Here is a 14398-nt window from a genome sequence, read left to right as displayed (position 1 = left end):
TCAGGCCCCGGTGGCGAACAGCCGGGGGGCGGTGCCAATCGGGACGGGGCCGAGGAAGATCCGGCCATTCTCCAAGATCAGCGGCAGGCGGATCTGACCTTTCGCGGCGCGCGGAAAGCTGATCGGTTCGTCCTCCGCGACCGGGCCGGGATCGGGCGCTGCCCCGGCTGCGGTCTGCGCGTCCTCGTCGGTTTCCGGCAGTTCGTCATCTGCCCCGCCCGACAGGTTGTTCAGAAGCGCGCGCGCCATCATCACGCCGCCGCTGGGGATCAGACCGGCATTTACGGCGGCGTCGATGAATTTCGATGCGTCCTCGGTGTAGAACGCGGCCTGACCGGCGGCATAGCCTTCGGCATCCGCCTCGATCCGGCCGATCAGGGTTGCTTCCGCATCGCCGAAGGTAAAGCGCAGGTCGCGGGTCTCGAACCCGGTCGGCATCGGTGGCGGGGCCTTGCCTTCCAGCGTTGCCTGACCCGGCAGCGAGGTCAGCCAGAGCTTCACCGAGCCGTTGATATCGAGCGCCTGCGGCAGTCCGGCCACGACCGCATCGGTCAGGGCGATGTCGATGTCATAGGCCCCGGCGGAGCGCAGCGGCTGGTTGCCGCCCATATGGACAAGCTGCGCCTCGATCCCAAGGGAAGCGAAAAGTTCTGCGCCGTTCATGGCGAGGTTCTCGGCCTCGATCCCCGCCTTGCGGATGGTCATTTCATGGGTCGGGGAGATGGAGGCGCGCGCCTTGCCGCCTGCCAGTGTCAGCGCGGTCGGGACACCGGCGATGCGCAGCTCCATTTCCGTCGGCAGATCGACGGTCAGCGTATTGGGCGAGGTGACCGGGGCGTAGACATCGACCCCCGGCGTGCTGAAACCGCTGGTTTCATCCCCGTAATCGAGCTGATCCATATGCAGCCCGAGGCGGGTCGGGTTGCGCAGCGGCGTCACGCTTTCCGCGTTGACCTGGGGGTTGCTGGCGACGACCTCGGCCGCCCGATTGCCCAGCCACGTCTCGCCCGCATACCACGCGCCGCCGAAAACCACTGCAATCAGAATAACCAGGATCGTGAGTGTTCTCATGGGATTATCCGCCCGTTCCGTGCCATCTTGAACCGCCCCCTTCTAAGCCTAGAATAGCGCCTTATGAAAGAGGAACGCACAGAAGATCAGAACTGGTTATTCGCCTATGGCTCGCTGATGTGGAATCCGGGCTTCACGGTCGCGGAGACCTGCATTGCGACGCTGGAGGGGTTTCACCGGAGTTTCTGCATGCTATCGCATCATTATCGCGGCACGCCGGAGGCGCCGGGGCTGGTGCTGGCGCTTGACCGGACCGACGGGGCAAGTTGTCACGGGGTGGCGCTGCGCGTGACCGACGCCGACTGGCCGGAGGTCATCGCGGAGGTGCGGGCGCGGGAGCTTGTTTCCAATGCATATAAAGAGTCAGTGTTGCCAATTCGCCTCAGTGACGGGCGCGAGGTGGCGGCGATCACCTATGTGATGCAGCGCGATCACGAGCAATATGCCGGCCATCTTCACACGCAGGATCAGGCAAAAATCATTGCGCGCGCGGAAGGTGGCCGGGGTCCGAACCGTGATTATCTTTACAACACGGCGGCACATCTGGCGGAACTTGGCCTTGCAGACCCGGAAATGGAGGCGCTTGCCGCTGAGGTCAGGCGGCTATCTGGTTGAAATTGCAATTCCACGGTTGGCAGCGATATGCTTGCTGCTACACTCGCACGCAAAACCGAGCCCGGCCGGAGGAACCAGATGACCGACGAGACGCCGCCCGGATCCAAGCCATCCCCGGAAGCGGCGGAGAGCGCGGCGACGGAAAAGACCGAGACCCCGCAGACCGTCCCAGCGTCTGAGACGCCGGGCGAACGCAGCGTTGCCGATCCGAAGCCGCGCCCCTCGCGCCGGCTGACCGCGCGCCGGGCGCAGGAGCGCAAGGTGGTGCAGCCGCATTTCGGCCAGCCGGTCCGCCAGATCCTTGAAATGCTGATCGTGCTGGCGCTGGTCGGCGTCGGCGGCTGGTTTGCCTATGGCCGGATTTTACCGATATTTGCGGCAAATCCTTGGCTCAACGGATTGATTCTAGGCGTTTTCGTAATTGGCGTTCTGGCCTGTTTCTGGCAGGTCGCGCAGCTTTTCCAGTCGGTCAGCTGGATCGAGCGTTTTGCGCAGCGCCGCCGCAATGCCGCGGAAAAAGGCGTCGCGGCAATGGGCGATGGCGAAGATCGGGCACCACGGTTGCTGGCACCTCTGGCCGCCCTTCTGGGCGCGCGCGGCCCGGTTGGCGGGGTGATTTCGACAAGCTCGGCCCGTTCGATCCTCGATTCCGTCGCCACCCGGATCGACGAGGCGCGGGATATCACCCGGTATTTGTCAAACCTGCTGATCTTCCTTGGTCTGCTGGGGACGTTTTACGGGCTGGCGACTTCGGTTCCGGCGGTTGTGGACACGATCCGCGCGCTTGCCCCGCAGGACGGCGAGTCCGGGCTGGAGGTGTTTGACAAGCTGATGACCGGGCTTGAGGCGCAGCTTGGCGGCATGGCCACGGCGTTTTCCTCCTCGCTGCTCGGACTGGCGGGGTCGCTGGTGGTGGGCCTGCTGGAACTGTTCGCGACGCACGGTCAGAACCGTTTTTACCGCGAGCTTGAGGAATGGCTGTCCGGCTTCACTCGGCTGGGCATTGCCGGTGATGACGGGGAAAAGCTGGATCAGGCGAGCATTGTCGGCTTCCTCGACCAGATCGCGGGACAGATGGGCGAGTTGCAGGATTTCTATACCGAGCGGGACGAAATCCGCGAGCAGGAAGCCATTGAGGCCGATGAGCGCGTCCTGCTGATGGCCCGCAATGTCGAGCGTCTGGGCCAGTTCATGCTTGACGATTCCGAGGCGAATGTGACGCGCATGGGCGAAATGGCGATCGCCATGAACCGGATGAGCGAGGGGCAGGACCGGCTTGTCCGCGCGGCGGAGACGCGTCCGGGAACCGATCCCGACCTGACCGCTGCGCTGTCCCGGCTGGCGGAAGGGCAGGAGCGGTTGGCGGCCCGGATCGGGCAGGCGGACCGTTCGACCGATACCAGCGCCGAGCTGTCGCAGGCCCTGTCCCGGATGGCCGAGGGGCAGGAACGGGTGGCTGCGCAGATTGAACAGTTGAACCGGGCCCCCAATCCGAATGGCGATCTGTCGGAGGTTCTGACCCGAATGACCGAGGGGCAGGAGCGGCTGATTGCGCTGGTGCAGGACAACCCGGCGGATATGGACGAACTCGCCCGCGCGCTGTCACGCCTGTCGGATGCGCAGGATCATCTGATTCAGGCCTCCGGGCCGGGCAATGGCGGTGTTGACGAGGAATCGCGGCTGCATCTGCGCTCCATCGATCATGCGATCAACCGGATGGTGGAGCATGAGGCGGCTGTCGGAACGGCGGGTCTCGATGCGTTGCGCGGTGAGATCGCCGAGTTGACGGAAGCGCTGCGGGCGCTCGGGCGGGCGTAATGGCGCTGTCGCGCGGCAGGGGCGGCAACCGTTTCAGCTCGACCATCTGGCCGGGTTTCGTCGACGCGATGACCGCGCTTTTGATGGTGCTGATGTTCGTCATCACCATTTTCATGATCGTGCAATCGGTGCTGCGCGAAACCGTGGACCGGCAGGAAGATGAGCTGGGCCAGTTGGCGGAGCAGGTGGCGGGGCTGACCAGTACGCTGTCGGTGACGCAGCGCGCCCGCGAGGCTGCGCAGGCCGGTCTGGACGAGGCACAGGGCCAGATCCTGTCCTTTGAGGAACAGATTGCCCAACTGATCGCGACCCGGGATGCGCAGGCGCAGCGCGCCGATACGGCGGAGGCGGCGTTGTCGGAGACGCGGCAGACGCTTGCCTCGACAGAGACGGAACTGGCCTCCACCGGGCAGCGGCTGGAAACGGCGGAGGCGACGCTGGAGACCACGCAGAACTCGCTCAGCCGGGCGGAGCAGGCGCTGGCGGCGGCGCGGAGCGAGGTGGACGATCAGGCGGAACAGGCCCGGCTGGCGGCGGCGCGGCGCGAGGCGCTGGAAGCTTTGGTTGCTGATTTGCGGACGGAGAATGAGGATGCGGCGGCGGCGCTGACGACTGCGCAGGCAGAGTTGAGCGAGACCGGCACGGCGCTGAGCGAGGCCGAACAGGCCCGCATTGCCGAGGCTGCGGCGGCTGAGGCGCTGCGCGAACGTCTGCGCAACTCGGAGGCGGAACTGACCGCGATGACCCTGTCGCTGGAGGAAAGCCGTCGCGAGGCCGAGGAAACCCTGACCCTGCTGGCCGCCGCCCGTGCAGCGCAGGAAGAACTGAGCAGCGAGGCCGCCGAAAACGCCAGCGCGGCGGAGCGTCAGGCTGCTTTGCTGGCCGTCGCGCGTGAGGAGTTGTCCGGACAGCAGGAGGCGTCGACCGAGGCGCAGCGGCGCGTGGCGCTTCTGAACGAGCAGGTGAGTGCGCTGAACACGCAGCTTGCCTCTATCCAGGAGGCGCTGAATATCAGCCAGACCGACAATCAGAACGCTGAGGTCGAGCTGGAGGAATTGGGCGCGCAACTGAACGCCGCCCTGCTGCGCGAGGCGGAGGAGCAGCGGCAGCGGCTGGCTTTGGAGGAGGCCGAACGGACCCGGCTGGAGCAGGAGGCGGCGGATCTGGCCACCTACCGCTCTGAATTCTTCGGGGAGTTGCGGCGGATTTTGCAGGGCCGGGAAGGCGTGGAAATCGTCGGAGACCGCTTCGTCTTCCAGTCCGAGGTGCTGTTCGGCCAAGGTGAGGCCACGCTGTCGGCGACAGGCCGTGAGGGCGTGGCGAATGTGGCGACCCTGCTGGAGGAGATCGCCGACACCATCCCCGAGGGGATCGACTGGGTGATCCGGGTGGATGGGCACACCGACTCCACGCCGCTTTCGGGCACCGGGCGCTATCGCGACAACTGGGAACTCAGCCAGGCGCGGGCGCTTGCCGTGGTGCGCTATATGGTGGAGGATCTGGGCTTCCCGGACGGGCGGCTGGCACCGACAGGCTTTGCCGATACCCGCCCGATTGCGACGAATGACACGGCAGAGGGCCGCGCGCTCAACCGCCGGATCGAGCTGAAACTGACGGAACGCTGATGACCGAATATCTGGAGATATCGCAGGACCGCCGCATCGCCTATGAGCGGCAGGAGGGGGCGGGCCCGGGGATCGTGTTCCTCGGCGGCTTCAAATCCGACATGCGCGGCAGCAAGGCGGAATATCTGGCAGGCTGGGCGGCGCAGGCGGGCAGGGCGTTCCTGCGCTTCGACTACACGGGTCACGGCGAATCCTCCGGCCGGTTCGAGGATGGGGCAATCGGTGACTGGGCCGGGGATGCAATCGCCGCCATCCGCGCCCTGACCGATGGGCCGCAGATTTTGGTCGGGTCGTCGATGGGCGGCTGGATCTCGCTGCTTGTGGCGCGCGAAATGCCGGAGCGTGTCGCCGGTCTGGTCGGCATCGCCGCCGCGCCGGATTTCACCGAGAACGGGTTCTGGGCCGGTTTCAGCGAGGCTGATCGTGCGGTTCTGATGGAGGAGGGCCGGATCGAACTGCCCTCGGAATATGACGATTCGCCCTATGTCATCACCCGCCGCCTGATCGAGGACGGGCGTGAGCATCTGGTGCTGGACCGGCCTTTGCCGCTGCCGTTTCCGGTGCGGCTGTTGCAGGGCACGGCGGATGCATCCGTGCCGGTCGATTGGGCGATGCGGCTTCTGGATCACGCCGACAGCCCCGATCTGCGGCTGACGCTGGTGAAAGGGGCGGATCATCGGTTTTCCTCGCCCGAATGTCTGGACCTGATCGCTGGGGCGATTGACGAGGTCACGCATGGCTGAGCGCAAACGCCCGCGCAAGGACGGCTCTGCCGCGCCGGGGAAGGCCCGGCGGGTGGCAGACGCTGCCGTTGATGCGGGCGGGGATGCGCCGGAACGGCGGGGGCGTTTCATGAGCTGGGTGTTGATGTCGCTGGCGGTGATCGCGGTGCTGATCGGCTTGGTCTGGATGTTCGGGCCGCGCGAATCCGGTCGTTTCAATCCGCCGGAAATCGCGGAATTGCCGGAGGATCTGGATAACTACCTGTTTCAGGAGGAAAGCGGCGTCCGCCCGGATGTGGCGCGCCGCATCGTCTGGGCCGGGCGAACCGGGGTAAAAACGCCGGTTTCGATTGTCTATCTGCACGGGTTTTCCGCCACATTGCAGGAGCTTCGTCCGGTGCCGGATCTGATTGCGGCATGGCGCGGCTCCAACCTCTATTTCGCGCGGTTGAACGGGCATGGGATGGACAAGGCGTCGATGGGTGCGGCGCGGGTGGATGACTGGGCGCGCGATGTCGCGGAGGCGATCGCGATCGGCAAGCGGATCGGGGAAAAGGTGGTGGTGATCGGTTCCTCCACCGGGGGGACGCTGGCGGCGATGGCGGCGCGCGATCCGGAGCTGGGGCCGCAGATCGCGGGCGTGGTTCTGGTGTCGCCCAATTTCAGGCCGCTGAACCGCTGGACCTTCCTTGCCCGGCAGCCGCTGGCGCGCCAATGGCTGCCCATCCTTGCCGGAGGCGAGCGCTGTTTCGAGCCCTTGAACGAGCGTCATCGCATGTTCTGGACCAGCTGTTATCCGGTTGTCGCCACCCTGCCTATGGCAGCCCTTGCGGCGGAGGCCGAGGGGACGAATTTCAGTGCCGCCACACAGCCGCTTCTGGCGCTGTGGTCGGATGACGATCAGGTCGTCGATCCGGCGGTCACAAAGCGGGTGCTGGAAAGCTGGGGTGGTGAGGTGACCATCAAGCAGGTCACCGTCGGGCCGGGCGACGATCCGTCGGCGCATGTGATCGCGGGGGATATTCTCTCACCCGGGCAGACCGCGCCGGTGGCGACAGGGATCAATGGTTGGATCACCCGGAATTTTGGGGATTGATCCGAGGGTGCCGTGACCGCGACCGGCGGGCTGGTGGCGCTGCCGGATGGATATTTGGCCCAGGGTGAGGTGACGCGCGGGTCAGCGGGCCACGGCGAATTTCGCGTCTGCGGTGATGGAACCTTCGGGCGCGACGACGCCGAGTTCCGTCATGGCGATGAGATGGGCCAGCACATTGCGGGTGGCGGCGGGGAGAAGCTGTTCGGGGATATCATAGATATTTTGCGCAAGCGCCGCAGCCGTTGCCGGGCCATCGGTCAGCGCGCCCAGGATTTGCGCGCTTCGCTGGCGACGATGGGCGCGGAGTTCGGCAACACGGGCTGCGGGATCGTCCACCGGGTCGCCGTGGGCGGGCAGCAGCCGGGCGGGATGCAGCGCCTCGATCCGGTCGAGGCTGCGGAAGTAATCCAGCAGATCCCCCTCCGGCGGTGAGATCAGGGTGGAGGACCAGCCGAGGATGATGTCGCCGCAGATCAGCGTATCGCCCCACAGGAAGGACAGGTGATTGCCCATATGACCCGGCGTGTGAATGGCGGTCAGCGCCCAGCCTTCGCCCTCGATCCGGTCGCCGTCGCGCAGGTTGTGATCGGGTGTGAAATCCCGGTCCCGCCCCTCGCCGCCGCCGGTCGCCTCGGCAAGGGATTGCATGATGATCGATCGTCCGGCCTCTGCCGTGCCGAAGGCGCTGATGGGGGCGCCGGTTGCGTTTGACAAGGCGGCGGCGGCTTCGGAATGATCCCGATGCGCATGGGTGACGAGGATATGGCGGATGCGGCCCGCGCCGGCCTTTATGATGGCGGCAAGATGGCTGTCGATCAGCGGGCCGGGGTCGATGACGGCGATGTCGGTTTCGCCCAGCAGGAAGGTGTTGGTGCCGGGGCCGGTCAGCGGCGAGGGGTTCGGTGCGAGAATGGTTCGCAGCATTGGCATCATGTCCCTCTCTTTCCCATATCTTTCGCATTATCTAACCTAGGCGGGCAAATCAGGGGGCGCCATGAAATTCGGTCCTGACTTCGGATGGCTGAAGCGATTCATGCCGCGCGGGCTTTACGGGCGCGCGGTGCTGATCCTGCTGTTGCCGGTGTTCACCATGGTGCTGGTGGTCACCGTGATGTTCCTGCAACGGCATTTCGAGGATGTGACGCGGCAGATGACCCATTCCGTCGCGCAGGAGATCGCCTTCGTCGCCAGCAGCCTAGACCAGCCGGGCAGCGCCGATGCTGCGCTGCGGGAAGGGGAGTGGGTGGCGGGCAATCTCGGGCTGAGTCTGGAGATGCCGGGAGATCCGGTGGAGGATAGCCGGGTGTTCTATGACGTCTCCGGCCGGATCGTGGCGGATGAGCTGCAGCGCAATCTGCCGATGCTGCGGGCTGTGGAGCTGGGCGATCTGAGCCGGGTCAGGCTGGGTCTGGACGGGGTGCTGGGGCCGTATGTGCTGACATTTCCGCGTGAACGGGTCAGCGCCTCGAACCCGCATCAATTGCTGGTGCTGCTGGGGTTCACGGCGGCGCTGATGACGGTGATTGCGGGGGTGTTTCTGCGCAACCAGCTGCGCCCGATCCGGCGGCTGGCGCGCGCGGCGGAGGATTACGGCAAGGGCAGGGTGACGCCCTACCGGCCCGGCGGCGCGGTCGAAATCCGCAGCGCGGGGGCGGCGTTTCTGGATATGCGCAACCGGCTGGAGCGGCTGGCGGAGCAGCGCGGCATGATGCTGAGCGGGATCAGCCATGACCTGCGCACGCCGCTGACCCGGTTGCAGCTTTCGCTTTCGATGCTGTCACCGGAGATGGAGCCGGATGCGCAGGACATCGCGGATATGCAGCGCGACGTCGAGGAGATGTCGCAGATGATCAACGCCTTTCTGGCCTTCGCACGCGACACGGCACAGGAAACCCCGCCGGAGACGGTGGCGCTTCTGCCGTTCATGGAACGGATCGTTGGCGATGCCACCCGGTCCGGCTATGATGTGTCGCTGAACGCGCCGGGCGTGCAGGAGGACGACAATGCCGTGTTCCGGCCCGATATGCTGCGCCGCTCGGTCGAGAACCTGATCGGCAATGCGGCGCGCTATGGCAGCCGGGTGCGGGTGGAACTGTCGCTCGGCAAGCGCTCGGTCACCGTCGCGGTCGAGGATGACGGGCCTGGCATTCCCGAGGCGCAGCGGGAGATGGCGCTGCGCCCGTTCAGCAGGCTCGATCCGGCGCGGTCGCGCAACCGGGGCGAGGGGGCGGGTCTGGGCCTTGCCATCGCCGCCGATACGGCGCGGATGCTGGGCGGGCAGTTGCGGCTTGGCCGCAGCGAGGCTCTGGGCGGGCTGAAGGCGGAGATCGCGTTTCCGCGTTAGACCGCGCCTGATCGCTGGCAAAAGGGGGGCTTGCAACGGGTGGTTTGCTGCCCCATGTGAAACGCGGTGCAGCACAGAAACCGGGTTGACCGGTCGCGCGCGCTTCTTCCCGGCGTCTTGTTGACAGAATTCCTGATTCCGCCTATAGCCCCGCAGACCCGGAGGGTTTGCCTTTCGGGGTCCAGAACCTTCAGGTCGGGATTTGGGCCGAAACGGCCCGGATCCACTGGATAGCCCCGCCGCCCCGGCAACGGGAACGGATGGGGCTTTGGCTTTTTGCGATTCGCGCAACTGGCCGTCGAGAAGTGGCGCAGTCTGATGACTGCGAGTATTGACAGAAGCAAGACGGGGAACCGAATGCCGACGATTCAACAGCTGATCCGCAAACCGCGGCAGCCGAAAGTGCAGCGCTCTAAGTCGCAGCACCTCCAGGGATGCCCGCAGAAGCGTGGCGTCTGCACGCGCGTCTATACCACGACGCCGAAGAAACCGAACTCTGCTATGCGGAAGGTCGCCAAGGTGCGCCTGACGAATGGCTTCGAGGTCATCTCCTACATTCCGGGCGAAAAGCACAACCTCCAGGAACACAGCGTCGTGCTGATCCGTGGCGGCCGTGTGAAAGACCTTCCGGGTGTCCGTTACCACATCCTGCGCGGTGTGCTGGATACCCAGGGCGTCAAAGACCGCCGTCAGCGCCGCTCGAAATACGGCGCGAAGCGTCCGAAATAAGGAGAGAGATCCATGTCACGTCGTCACGCCGCTGAGAAGCGCGAAGTGCTGCCCGACGCCAAGTTCGGCGATCGCGTCCTCACGAAATTCATGAACAACCTGATGGTTGACGGAAAGAAATCGGTTGCCGAGCGCATCGTTTATAACGCGCTGGACCGCGTTGAATCGAAGCTCAAGCGCGAGCCGGTCGAAGTCTTCCACGAAGCCCTCGACAATGTGAAACCCTCCGTCGAAGTGCGCTCGCGCCGCGTCGGTGGTGCCACCTATCAGGTTCCGGTCGAGGTTCGCCCGACCCGCCGCGAAGCGCTGGCCATCCGCTGGCTGATCACCGCTGCGAAGAACCGCAACGAAAATACCATGGAAGAACGCCTCGCCGGCGAGCTTGCCGATGCCGTCAATGGCCGCGGCACCGCCGTTAAGAAGCGCGAAGACACCCACAAGATGGCCGACGCGAACAAAGCGTTCAGCCATTACCGCTGGTAAACGGAAGGAACTCCCATGTCCCGCGAATATCCGATTCAGCGTTATCGTAACTTCGGCATCATGGCGCACATCGATGCCGGCAAGACCACGATGACCGAGCGTATCCTGTTCTACACCGGCAAGAACCACAAAATCGGCGAGACCCATGACGGTGCCTCGACGATGGACTGGATGGAACAGGAAGCCGAGCGCGGAATCACCATCACCTCGGCCGCGACCACGACTTTCTGGCAGCGCCAGGAGGATCCGAGCGCGGAGGGGACTTCGGACACCAAGTTCCGCTTCAACATCATCGACACCCCCGGCCACGTTGACTTCACCATTGAAGTCGAGCGTTCGCTGGCGGTTCTCGACGGTGCGGTTGCGCTGCTGGACGGTAACGCAGGTGTTGAGCCGCAGACCGAGACGGTGTGGCGTCAGGCCGACCGCTACAAGGTTCCGCGGCTGGTCTTCGTCAACAAGATGGACAAGATCGGCGCCGACTATTTCAACTGTGTGAAAATGGTCAAGGAACGCACCGGCGGTACCCCTTGCCCGATCGTTCTGCCGATCGGTGCCGAGGATCAGCTGGAAGGCATCATCGACCTGATCACCATGGAAGAATGGGTCTGGACCGGCGAAGATCTGGGCGCCAACTGGGAGCGCCGGCCGATCCGTGCCGAGCTGCAGGACATGGCCGACGAATGGCGCGGCAAGATGATTGAGCTTGCTGTCGAGCAGGACGATGACGCCATGGAGCAGTATCTGGAGGGCAATGAGCCCGACGAGGACACGCTGCGCAAGCTGATCCGCAAAGGTACGCTGTCGCTGTCCTTCTTCCCGATGCTGGCCGGTTCTGCTTTCAAGAACAAAGGCGTACAGCCGCTTCTTAACGCAGTGATCGACTTCCTGCCGGGTCCGCAGGACGTGCCGACCCTGATGGGCTTCTCGCCCGATGACGAGAACGAAGAGCGTAACATCCCGCGTCCGGCTGACGATGCCGAGCCGTTCTCGGCGCTGGCGTTCAAGATCATGAACGACCCCTTCGTGGGCTCGCTGACCTTCACCCGGATCTATTCCGGTATGGTGAAGAAAGGCGACACCATGCTGAACTCGACCAAGGGCAAGCGCGAGCGTGTCGGTCGGATGATGCTGATGCACGCCATCAACCGCGAAGAGATCGAGGAAGCCTATGCCGGTGACATCATCGCGCTGGCCGGTCTGAAGGAAACCACCACGGGCGACACGCTGTCGGATCCGTCGAAGCAGGTGGTTCTGGAAACCATGACCTTCCCCGAGCCGGTCATCGAGATCGCCGTGGAGCCGAAATCCAAGGCCGACCAGGAAAAGATGGGCCTCGCGTTGCAGCGCCTTGCTGCCGAAGACCCGTCCTTCCGCGTCGAAACCGATCTGGAATCGGGTCAGACGATCATGAAGGGCATGGGTGAACTTCACCTCGACATTCTGGTCGACCGCATGAAGCGCGAGTTCAAGGTCGAGGCGAATATCGGTGCGCCGCAGGTGGCCTACCGCGAAACCATCTCGACCGAAGCCGAGATTGACTACACGCATAAGAAACAGTCGGGCGGTACCGGCCAGTTCGCACGCGTGAAGCTGATCATCACCCCGACCGAGCCGGGCGAAGGTTACTCCTTCGAATCGCGTATCGTCGGTGGTGCGGTGCCGAAGGAATATATTCCGGGCGTCGAGAAGGGTATCAAATCGGTCATGGACAGCGGTCCGCTCGCCGGCTTCCCGGTGATCGACTTCAAGGTCGCGCTGATCGATGGCGCGTTCCACGATGTTGACTCGTCCGTTCTGGCCTTCGAAATCGCCGCCCGTGCCGGGATGCGCGAAGGTCTGCGCAAGGCCGGTGCGAAACTGCTGGAGCCGATCATGAAGGTCGAAGTGGTCACACCGGAGGAATATACCGGCTCGATCATCGGCGATCTGACCTCCCGTCGCGGGATGGTTCGTGGTCAGGACAGCCGCGGCAACGCGAACGTCATCGACGCTTTCGTGCCGCTGGCCAATATGTTCGGCTATATCAACAACCTGCGCTCGATGTCTTCGGGCCGCGCAGTGTTCACGATGCAGTTCGACCATTACGATGCCGTGCCGCAGAACATCTCGGACGAAATCCAGAAGAAATACGCGTAATCAAGGCGGTGCGGGATATATCTTCCGCACCGCTCCACCCGTACTCGTACGGTGCGCTGAAGCGCACCCTACCACCCGTAGGGTGCGCTTCAGCGCACCGTCATTCAAAGGAGCTTTGCAATGGCAAAAGCAAAATTCGAACGCACGAAGCCGCATGTCAACATCGGTACGATTGGTCACGTTGACCACGGCAAGACGACGCTGACGGCTGCGATCACGAAGTATTTCGGTGACTTCAAGGCCTATGACCAGATCGACGGCGCGCCCGAGGAGAAGGCGCGTGGGATCACCATCTCGACCGCGCATGTCGAGTATGAGACGGACGACCGTCACTACGCCCATGTCGACTGCCCCGGCCATGCCGACTACGTCAAGAACATGATCACCGGTGCCGCGCAGATGGACGGCGCGATCCTGGTGGTGAACGCGGCTGACGGCCCGATGCCGCAGACCCGCGAGCACATCCTGCTGGGCCGTCAGGTCGGCATCCCCTACATCGTGGTGTACCTGAACAAGGTCGACCAGGTCGATGACGAGGAACTGCTGGAACTGGTCGAGATGGAAGTCCGCGAACTGCTGTCCTCCTACGAATACCCGGGCGACGATATTCCGATCGTCAAGGGTTCGGCGCTGGCGGCTCTGGAAGGCCGTGACCCGGAAATCGGCGAGAACTCGATCCGCGAACTGATGAAGGCTGTGGACGAATATATCCCGACCCCGGAACGCGCTGTCGACCAGCCCTTCCTGATGCCGATCGAGGACGTGTTCTCGATCTCTGGCCGTGGTACGGTTGTGACCGGCCGGGTCGAGCGTGGCGCGGTCAACGTGGGTGACGAGCTTGAAATCGTCGGCATCCGCCCGACCAAGAAAACCACCTGCACCGGCGTCGAGATGTTCCGCAAACTGCTGGATCGCGGTGAAGCGGGCGACAATATCGGTGCCCTGCTGCGCGGCGTGGAGCGTGACGGCGTTGAGCGCGGTCAGGTTCTGGCCAAGCCGGGTTCGGTGACCCCGCACACGAAGTTCGAGGCCGAGGCCTATATCCTGACCAAGGAAGAAGGCGGTCGCCACACCCCGTTCTTCGCGAACTACCGTCCGCAGTTCTACTTCCGGACCACGGATGTGACCGGTTCGGTGACGCTGCCGGAAGGCACGGAAATGGTGATGCCGGGCGACAACCTGAAATTCGAGGTTGAGCTGATCGCGCCGATCGCGATGGAAGAAAAACTGCGCTTCGCGATCCGCGAAGGCGGCCGCACCGTCGGCGCCGGCGTTGTTGCGAAGATCATCGAGTGATCACGGCGTAGGGTGCGCGCACGCGCACCACGCGACAGACAAGGCCCGTCCCGAAAGGGGCGGGCTTTTTGCTTTGTGAGGGAACTTGTGCATGGTAATTTTGCTTTCTTCGTGCAAGCTAACTCTTAGCTACAGGAGGTCTGCGTGGAAGTTAGCAGAGAAATAGCAGATGCGGTTGACCGGGTGGTTAGAGAGCGCATCGGTAGAAAAGTTCATGAAGTTAGCATTGATGCAGTAAGAGCGAGCGATGGGGAAGTTACGATTTTTGTGACGGTCGTTATGGAGCGCGAGGCTACCGCGGCAGACTTCGCAGGGAAGTTTTTTGGTTTAACGGGCCGTGTACGAGATGCACTCGGCGAGGATATGAGGGACGTGTTCCCCGTGATAAGGCCCGTAGAGGCTCATGCCTGATACCTCGCTCGCAAAGGGACTGATTGGCTCTGCGAAATCTCTTAGTTCC

The 14398-nt window shown here is 64.0% G+C and carries 13 protein-coding genes; 11 read left to right on the top strand and 2 right to left on the bottom strand.

Annotated elements, in window-relative coordinates; all coding sequences use genetic code 11:
• On the bottom strand, window positions 1-1071 hold the full coding sequence (locus PAF12_RS08990; protein ID WP_271106598.1) for a DUF2125 domain-containing protein: 1071 nt from the start codon (window positions 1069-1071) through the stop codon (window positions 1-3).
• A 63-nt stretch (window positions 1072-1134) separates the two neighbouring features.
• Here PAF12_RS08990 and PAF12_RS08985 point away from each other — a divergent pair, with 63 nt between their 5' ends.
• The 5 genes from PAF12_RS08985 to PAF12_RS08965 all read left to right on the top strand — a co-directional run bounded on the left by PAF12_RS08985 (window position 1135) and on the right by PAF12_RS08965 (window position 6947).
• Window positions 1135-1686, top strand: coding sequence for a gamma-glutamylcyclotransferase (locus PAF12_RS08985; protein ID WP_271106597.1), 552 nt, complete (start codon window positions 1135-1137; stop codon window positions 1684-1686).
• A 78-nt stretch (window positions 1687-1764) separates the two neighbouring features.
• Window positions 1765-3504 carry a hypothetical protein gene (locus PAF12_RS08980; RefSeq protein WP_271106596.1) on the top strand — a complete coding sequence of 580 codons (1740 nt, stop codon included), beginning with the start codon at window positions 1765-1767 and terminating at the stop codon, window positions 3502-3504.
• The gene (locus tag PAF12_RS08975; RefSeq protein WP_271106595.1) at window positions 3504-5129 is read left to right on the top strand and encodes a peptidoglycan -binding protein; all 1626 of its coding nucleotides are present in this window, start codon (window positions 3504-3506) and stop codon (window positions 5127-5129) included. The genes PAF12_RS08980 and PAF12_RS08975 overlap by 1 nt, the downstream gene beginning before the upstream one ends.
• Window positions 5129-5872, top strand: a complete 744-nt coding sequence (locus PAF12_RS08970) for an alpha/beta fold hydrolase (RefSeq protein WP_271106594.1) — start codon at window positions 5129-5131, stop codon at window positions 5870-5872. Before PAF12_RS08975 ends, PAF12_RS08970 begins: the two co-directional genes overlap by 1 nt.
• On the top strand, window positions 5865-6947 hold the full coding sequence (locus PAF12_RS08965) for a carboxylesterase (RefSeq protein WP_271106593.1): 1083 nt from the start codon (window positions 5865-5867) through the stop codon (window positions 6945-6947). Before PAF12_RS08970 ends, PAF12_RS08965 begins: the two co-directional genes overlap by 8 nt.
• Before the next feature lie 81 nt (window positions 6948-7028).
• Here PAF12_RS08965 and PAF12_RS08960 read toward each other — a convergent pair whose 3' ends face one another.
• Window positions 7029-7880 carry an MBL fold metallo-hydrolase gene (locus PAF12_RS08960; protein ID WP_271106592.1) on the bottom strand — a complete coding sequence of 284 codons (852 nt, stop codon included), beginning with the start codon at window positions 7878-7880 and terminating at the stop codon, window positions 7029-7031.
• Between the two features lie 61 nt (window positions 7881-7941).
• Between PAF12_RS08960 and PAF12_RS08955 the strand changes: the two genes are divergently transcribed.
• From PAF12_RS08955 to PAF12_RS08930, 6 genes are all read left to right on the top strand, one after another.
• A complete protein-coding gene (locus tag PAF12_RS08955; RefSeq protein WP_271106591.1) occupies window positions 7942-9291 on the top strand; it encodes an ATP-binding protein in 1350 nt (449 codons plus the stop codon).
• Window positions 9292-9648: 357 nt separating this feature from the next.
• Window positions 9649-10020 carry a 30S ribosomal protein S12 gene (rpsL, locus tag PAF12_RS08950; RefSeq protein ID WP_022705687.1) on the top strand — a complete coding sequence of 124 codons (372 nt, stop codon included), beginning with the start codon at window positions 9649-9651 and terminating at the stop codon, window positions 10018-10020.
• Window positions 10021-10032: 12 nt separating this feature from the next.
• Window positions 10033-10503, top strand: a complete 471-nt coding sequence (gene rpsG / locus PAF12_RS08945; RefSeq protein WP_271106590.1) for a 30S ribosomal protein S7 — start codon at window positions 10033-10035, stop codon at window positions 10501-10503.
• Window positions 10504-10518: 15 nt separating this feature from the next.
• Window positions 10519-12642, top strand: a complete 2124-nt coding sequence (gene fusA / locus PAF12_RS08940) for an elongation factor G (RefSeq protein WP_271106589.1) — start codon at window positions 10519-10521, stop codon at window positions 12640-12642.
• Between the two features lie 120 nt (window positions 12643-12762).
• Window positions 12763-13938 (top strand): elongation factor Tu, encoded by a 1176-nt coding sequence (gene tuf / locus PAF12_RS08935; RefSeq protein ID WP_271106588.1) that lies wholly within the window; start codon window positions 12763-12765, stop codon window positions 13936-13938.
• A gap of 144 nt (window positions 13939-14082) precedes the next feature.
• The gene (locus PAF12_RS08930) at window positions 14083-14349 is read left to right on the top strand and encodes a hypothetical protein (protein WP_271106587.1); all 267 of its coding nucleotides are present in this window, start codon (window positions 14083-14085) and stop codon (window positions 14347-14349) included.
• The last annotated feature ends 49 nt before the right edge of the window (window positions 14350-14398 follow it).

This window comes from Paracoccus sp. SCSIO 75233, from assembly GCF_027912675.1.
GTDB lineage: Bacteria > Pseudomonadota > Alphaproteobacteria > Rhodobacterales > Rhodobacteraceae > Paracoccus.
The sequence above is the reverse complement of the archived record's forward strand: the minus strand, read 5'-3'. Positions and strand labels throughout refer to the sequence as shown.

Coding starts and splice junctions, on each gene's coding strand:
- PAF12_RS08990 (WP_271106598.1), bottom strand. CDS start 1,071: ATGAGAACACTCACGATCCTGGTTATTCTGATTGCAGTGGTTTTCGGC.
- PAF12_RS08985 (WP_271106597.1), top strand. CDS start 1,135: ATGAAAGAGGAACGCACAGAAGATCAGAACTGGTTATTCGCCTATGGC.
- PAF12_RS08980 (WP_271106596.1), top strand. CDS start 1,765: ATGACCGACGAGACGCCGCCCGGATCCAAGCCATCCCCGGAAGCGGCG.
- PAF12_RS08975 (WP_271106595.1), top strand. CDS start 3,504: ATGGCGCTGTCGCGCGGCAGGGGCGGCAACCGTTTCAGCTCGACCATC.
- PAF12_RS08970 (WP_271106594.1), top strand. CDS start 5,129: ATGACCGAATATCTGGAGATATCGCAGGACCGCCGCATCGCCTATGAG.
- PAF12_RS08965 (WP_271106593.1), top strand. CDS start 5,865: ATGGCTGAGCGCAAACGCCCGCGCAAGGACGGCTCTGCCGCGCCGGGG.
- PAF12_RS08960 (WP_271106592.1), bottom strand. CDS start 7,880: ATGATGCCAATGCTGCGAACCATTCTCGCACCGAACCCCTCGCCGCTG.
- PAF12_RS08955 (WP_271106591.1), top strand. CDS start 7,942: ATGAAATTCGGTCCTGACTTCGGATGGCTGAAGCGATTCATGCCGCGC.
- rpsL (WP_022705687.1), top strand. CDS start 9,649: ATGCCGACGATTCAACAGCTGATCCGCAAACCGCGGCAGCCGAAAGTG.
- rpsG (WP_271106590.1), top strand. CDS start 10,033: ATGTCACGTCGTCACGCCGCTGAGAAGCGCGAAGTGCTGCCCGACGCC.
- fusA (WP_271106589.1), top strand. CDS start 10,519: ATGTCCCGCGAATATCCGATTCAGCGTTATCGTAACTTCGGCATCATG.
- tuf (WP_271106588.1), top strand. CDS start 12,763: ATGGCAAAAGCAAAATTCGAACGCACGAAGCCGCATGTCAACATCGGT.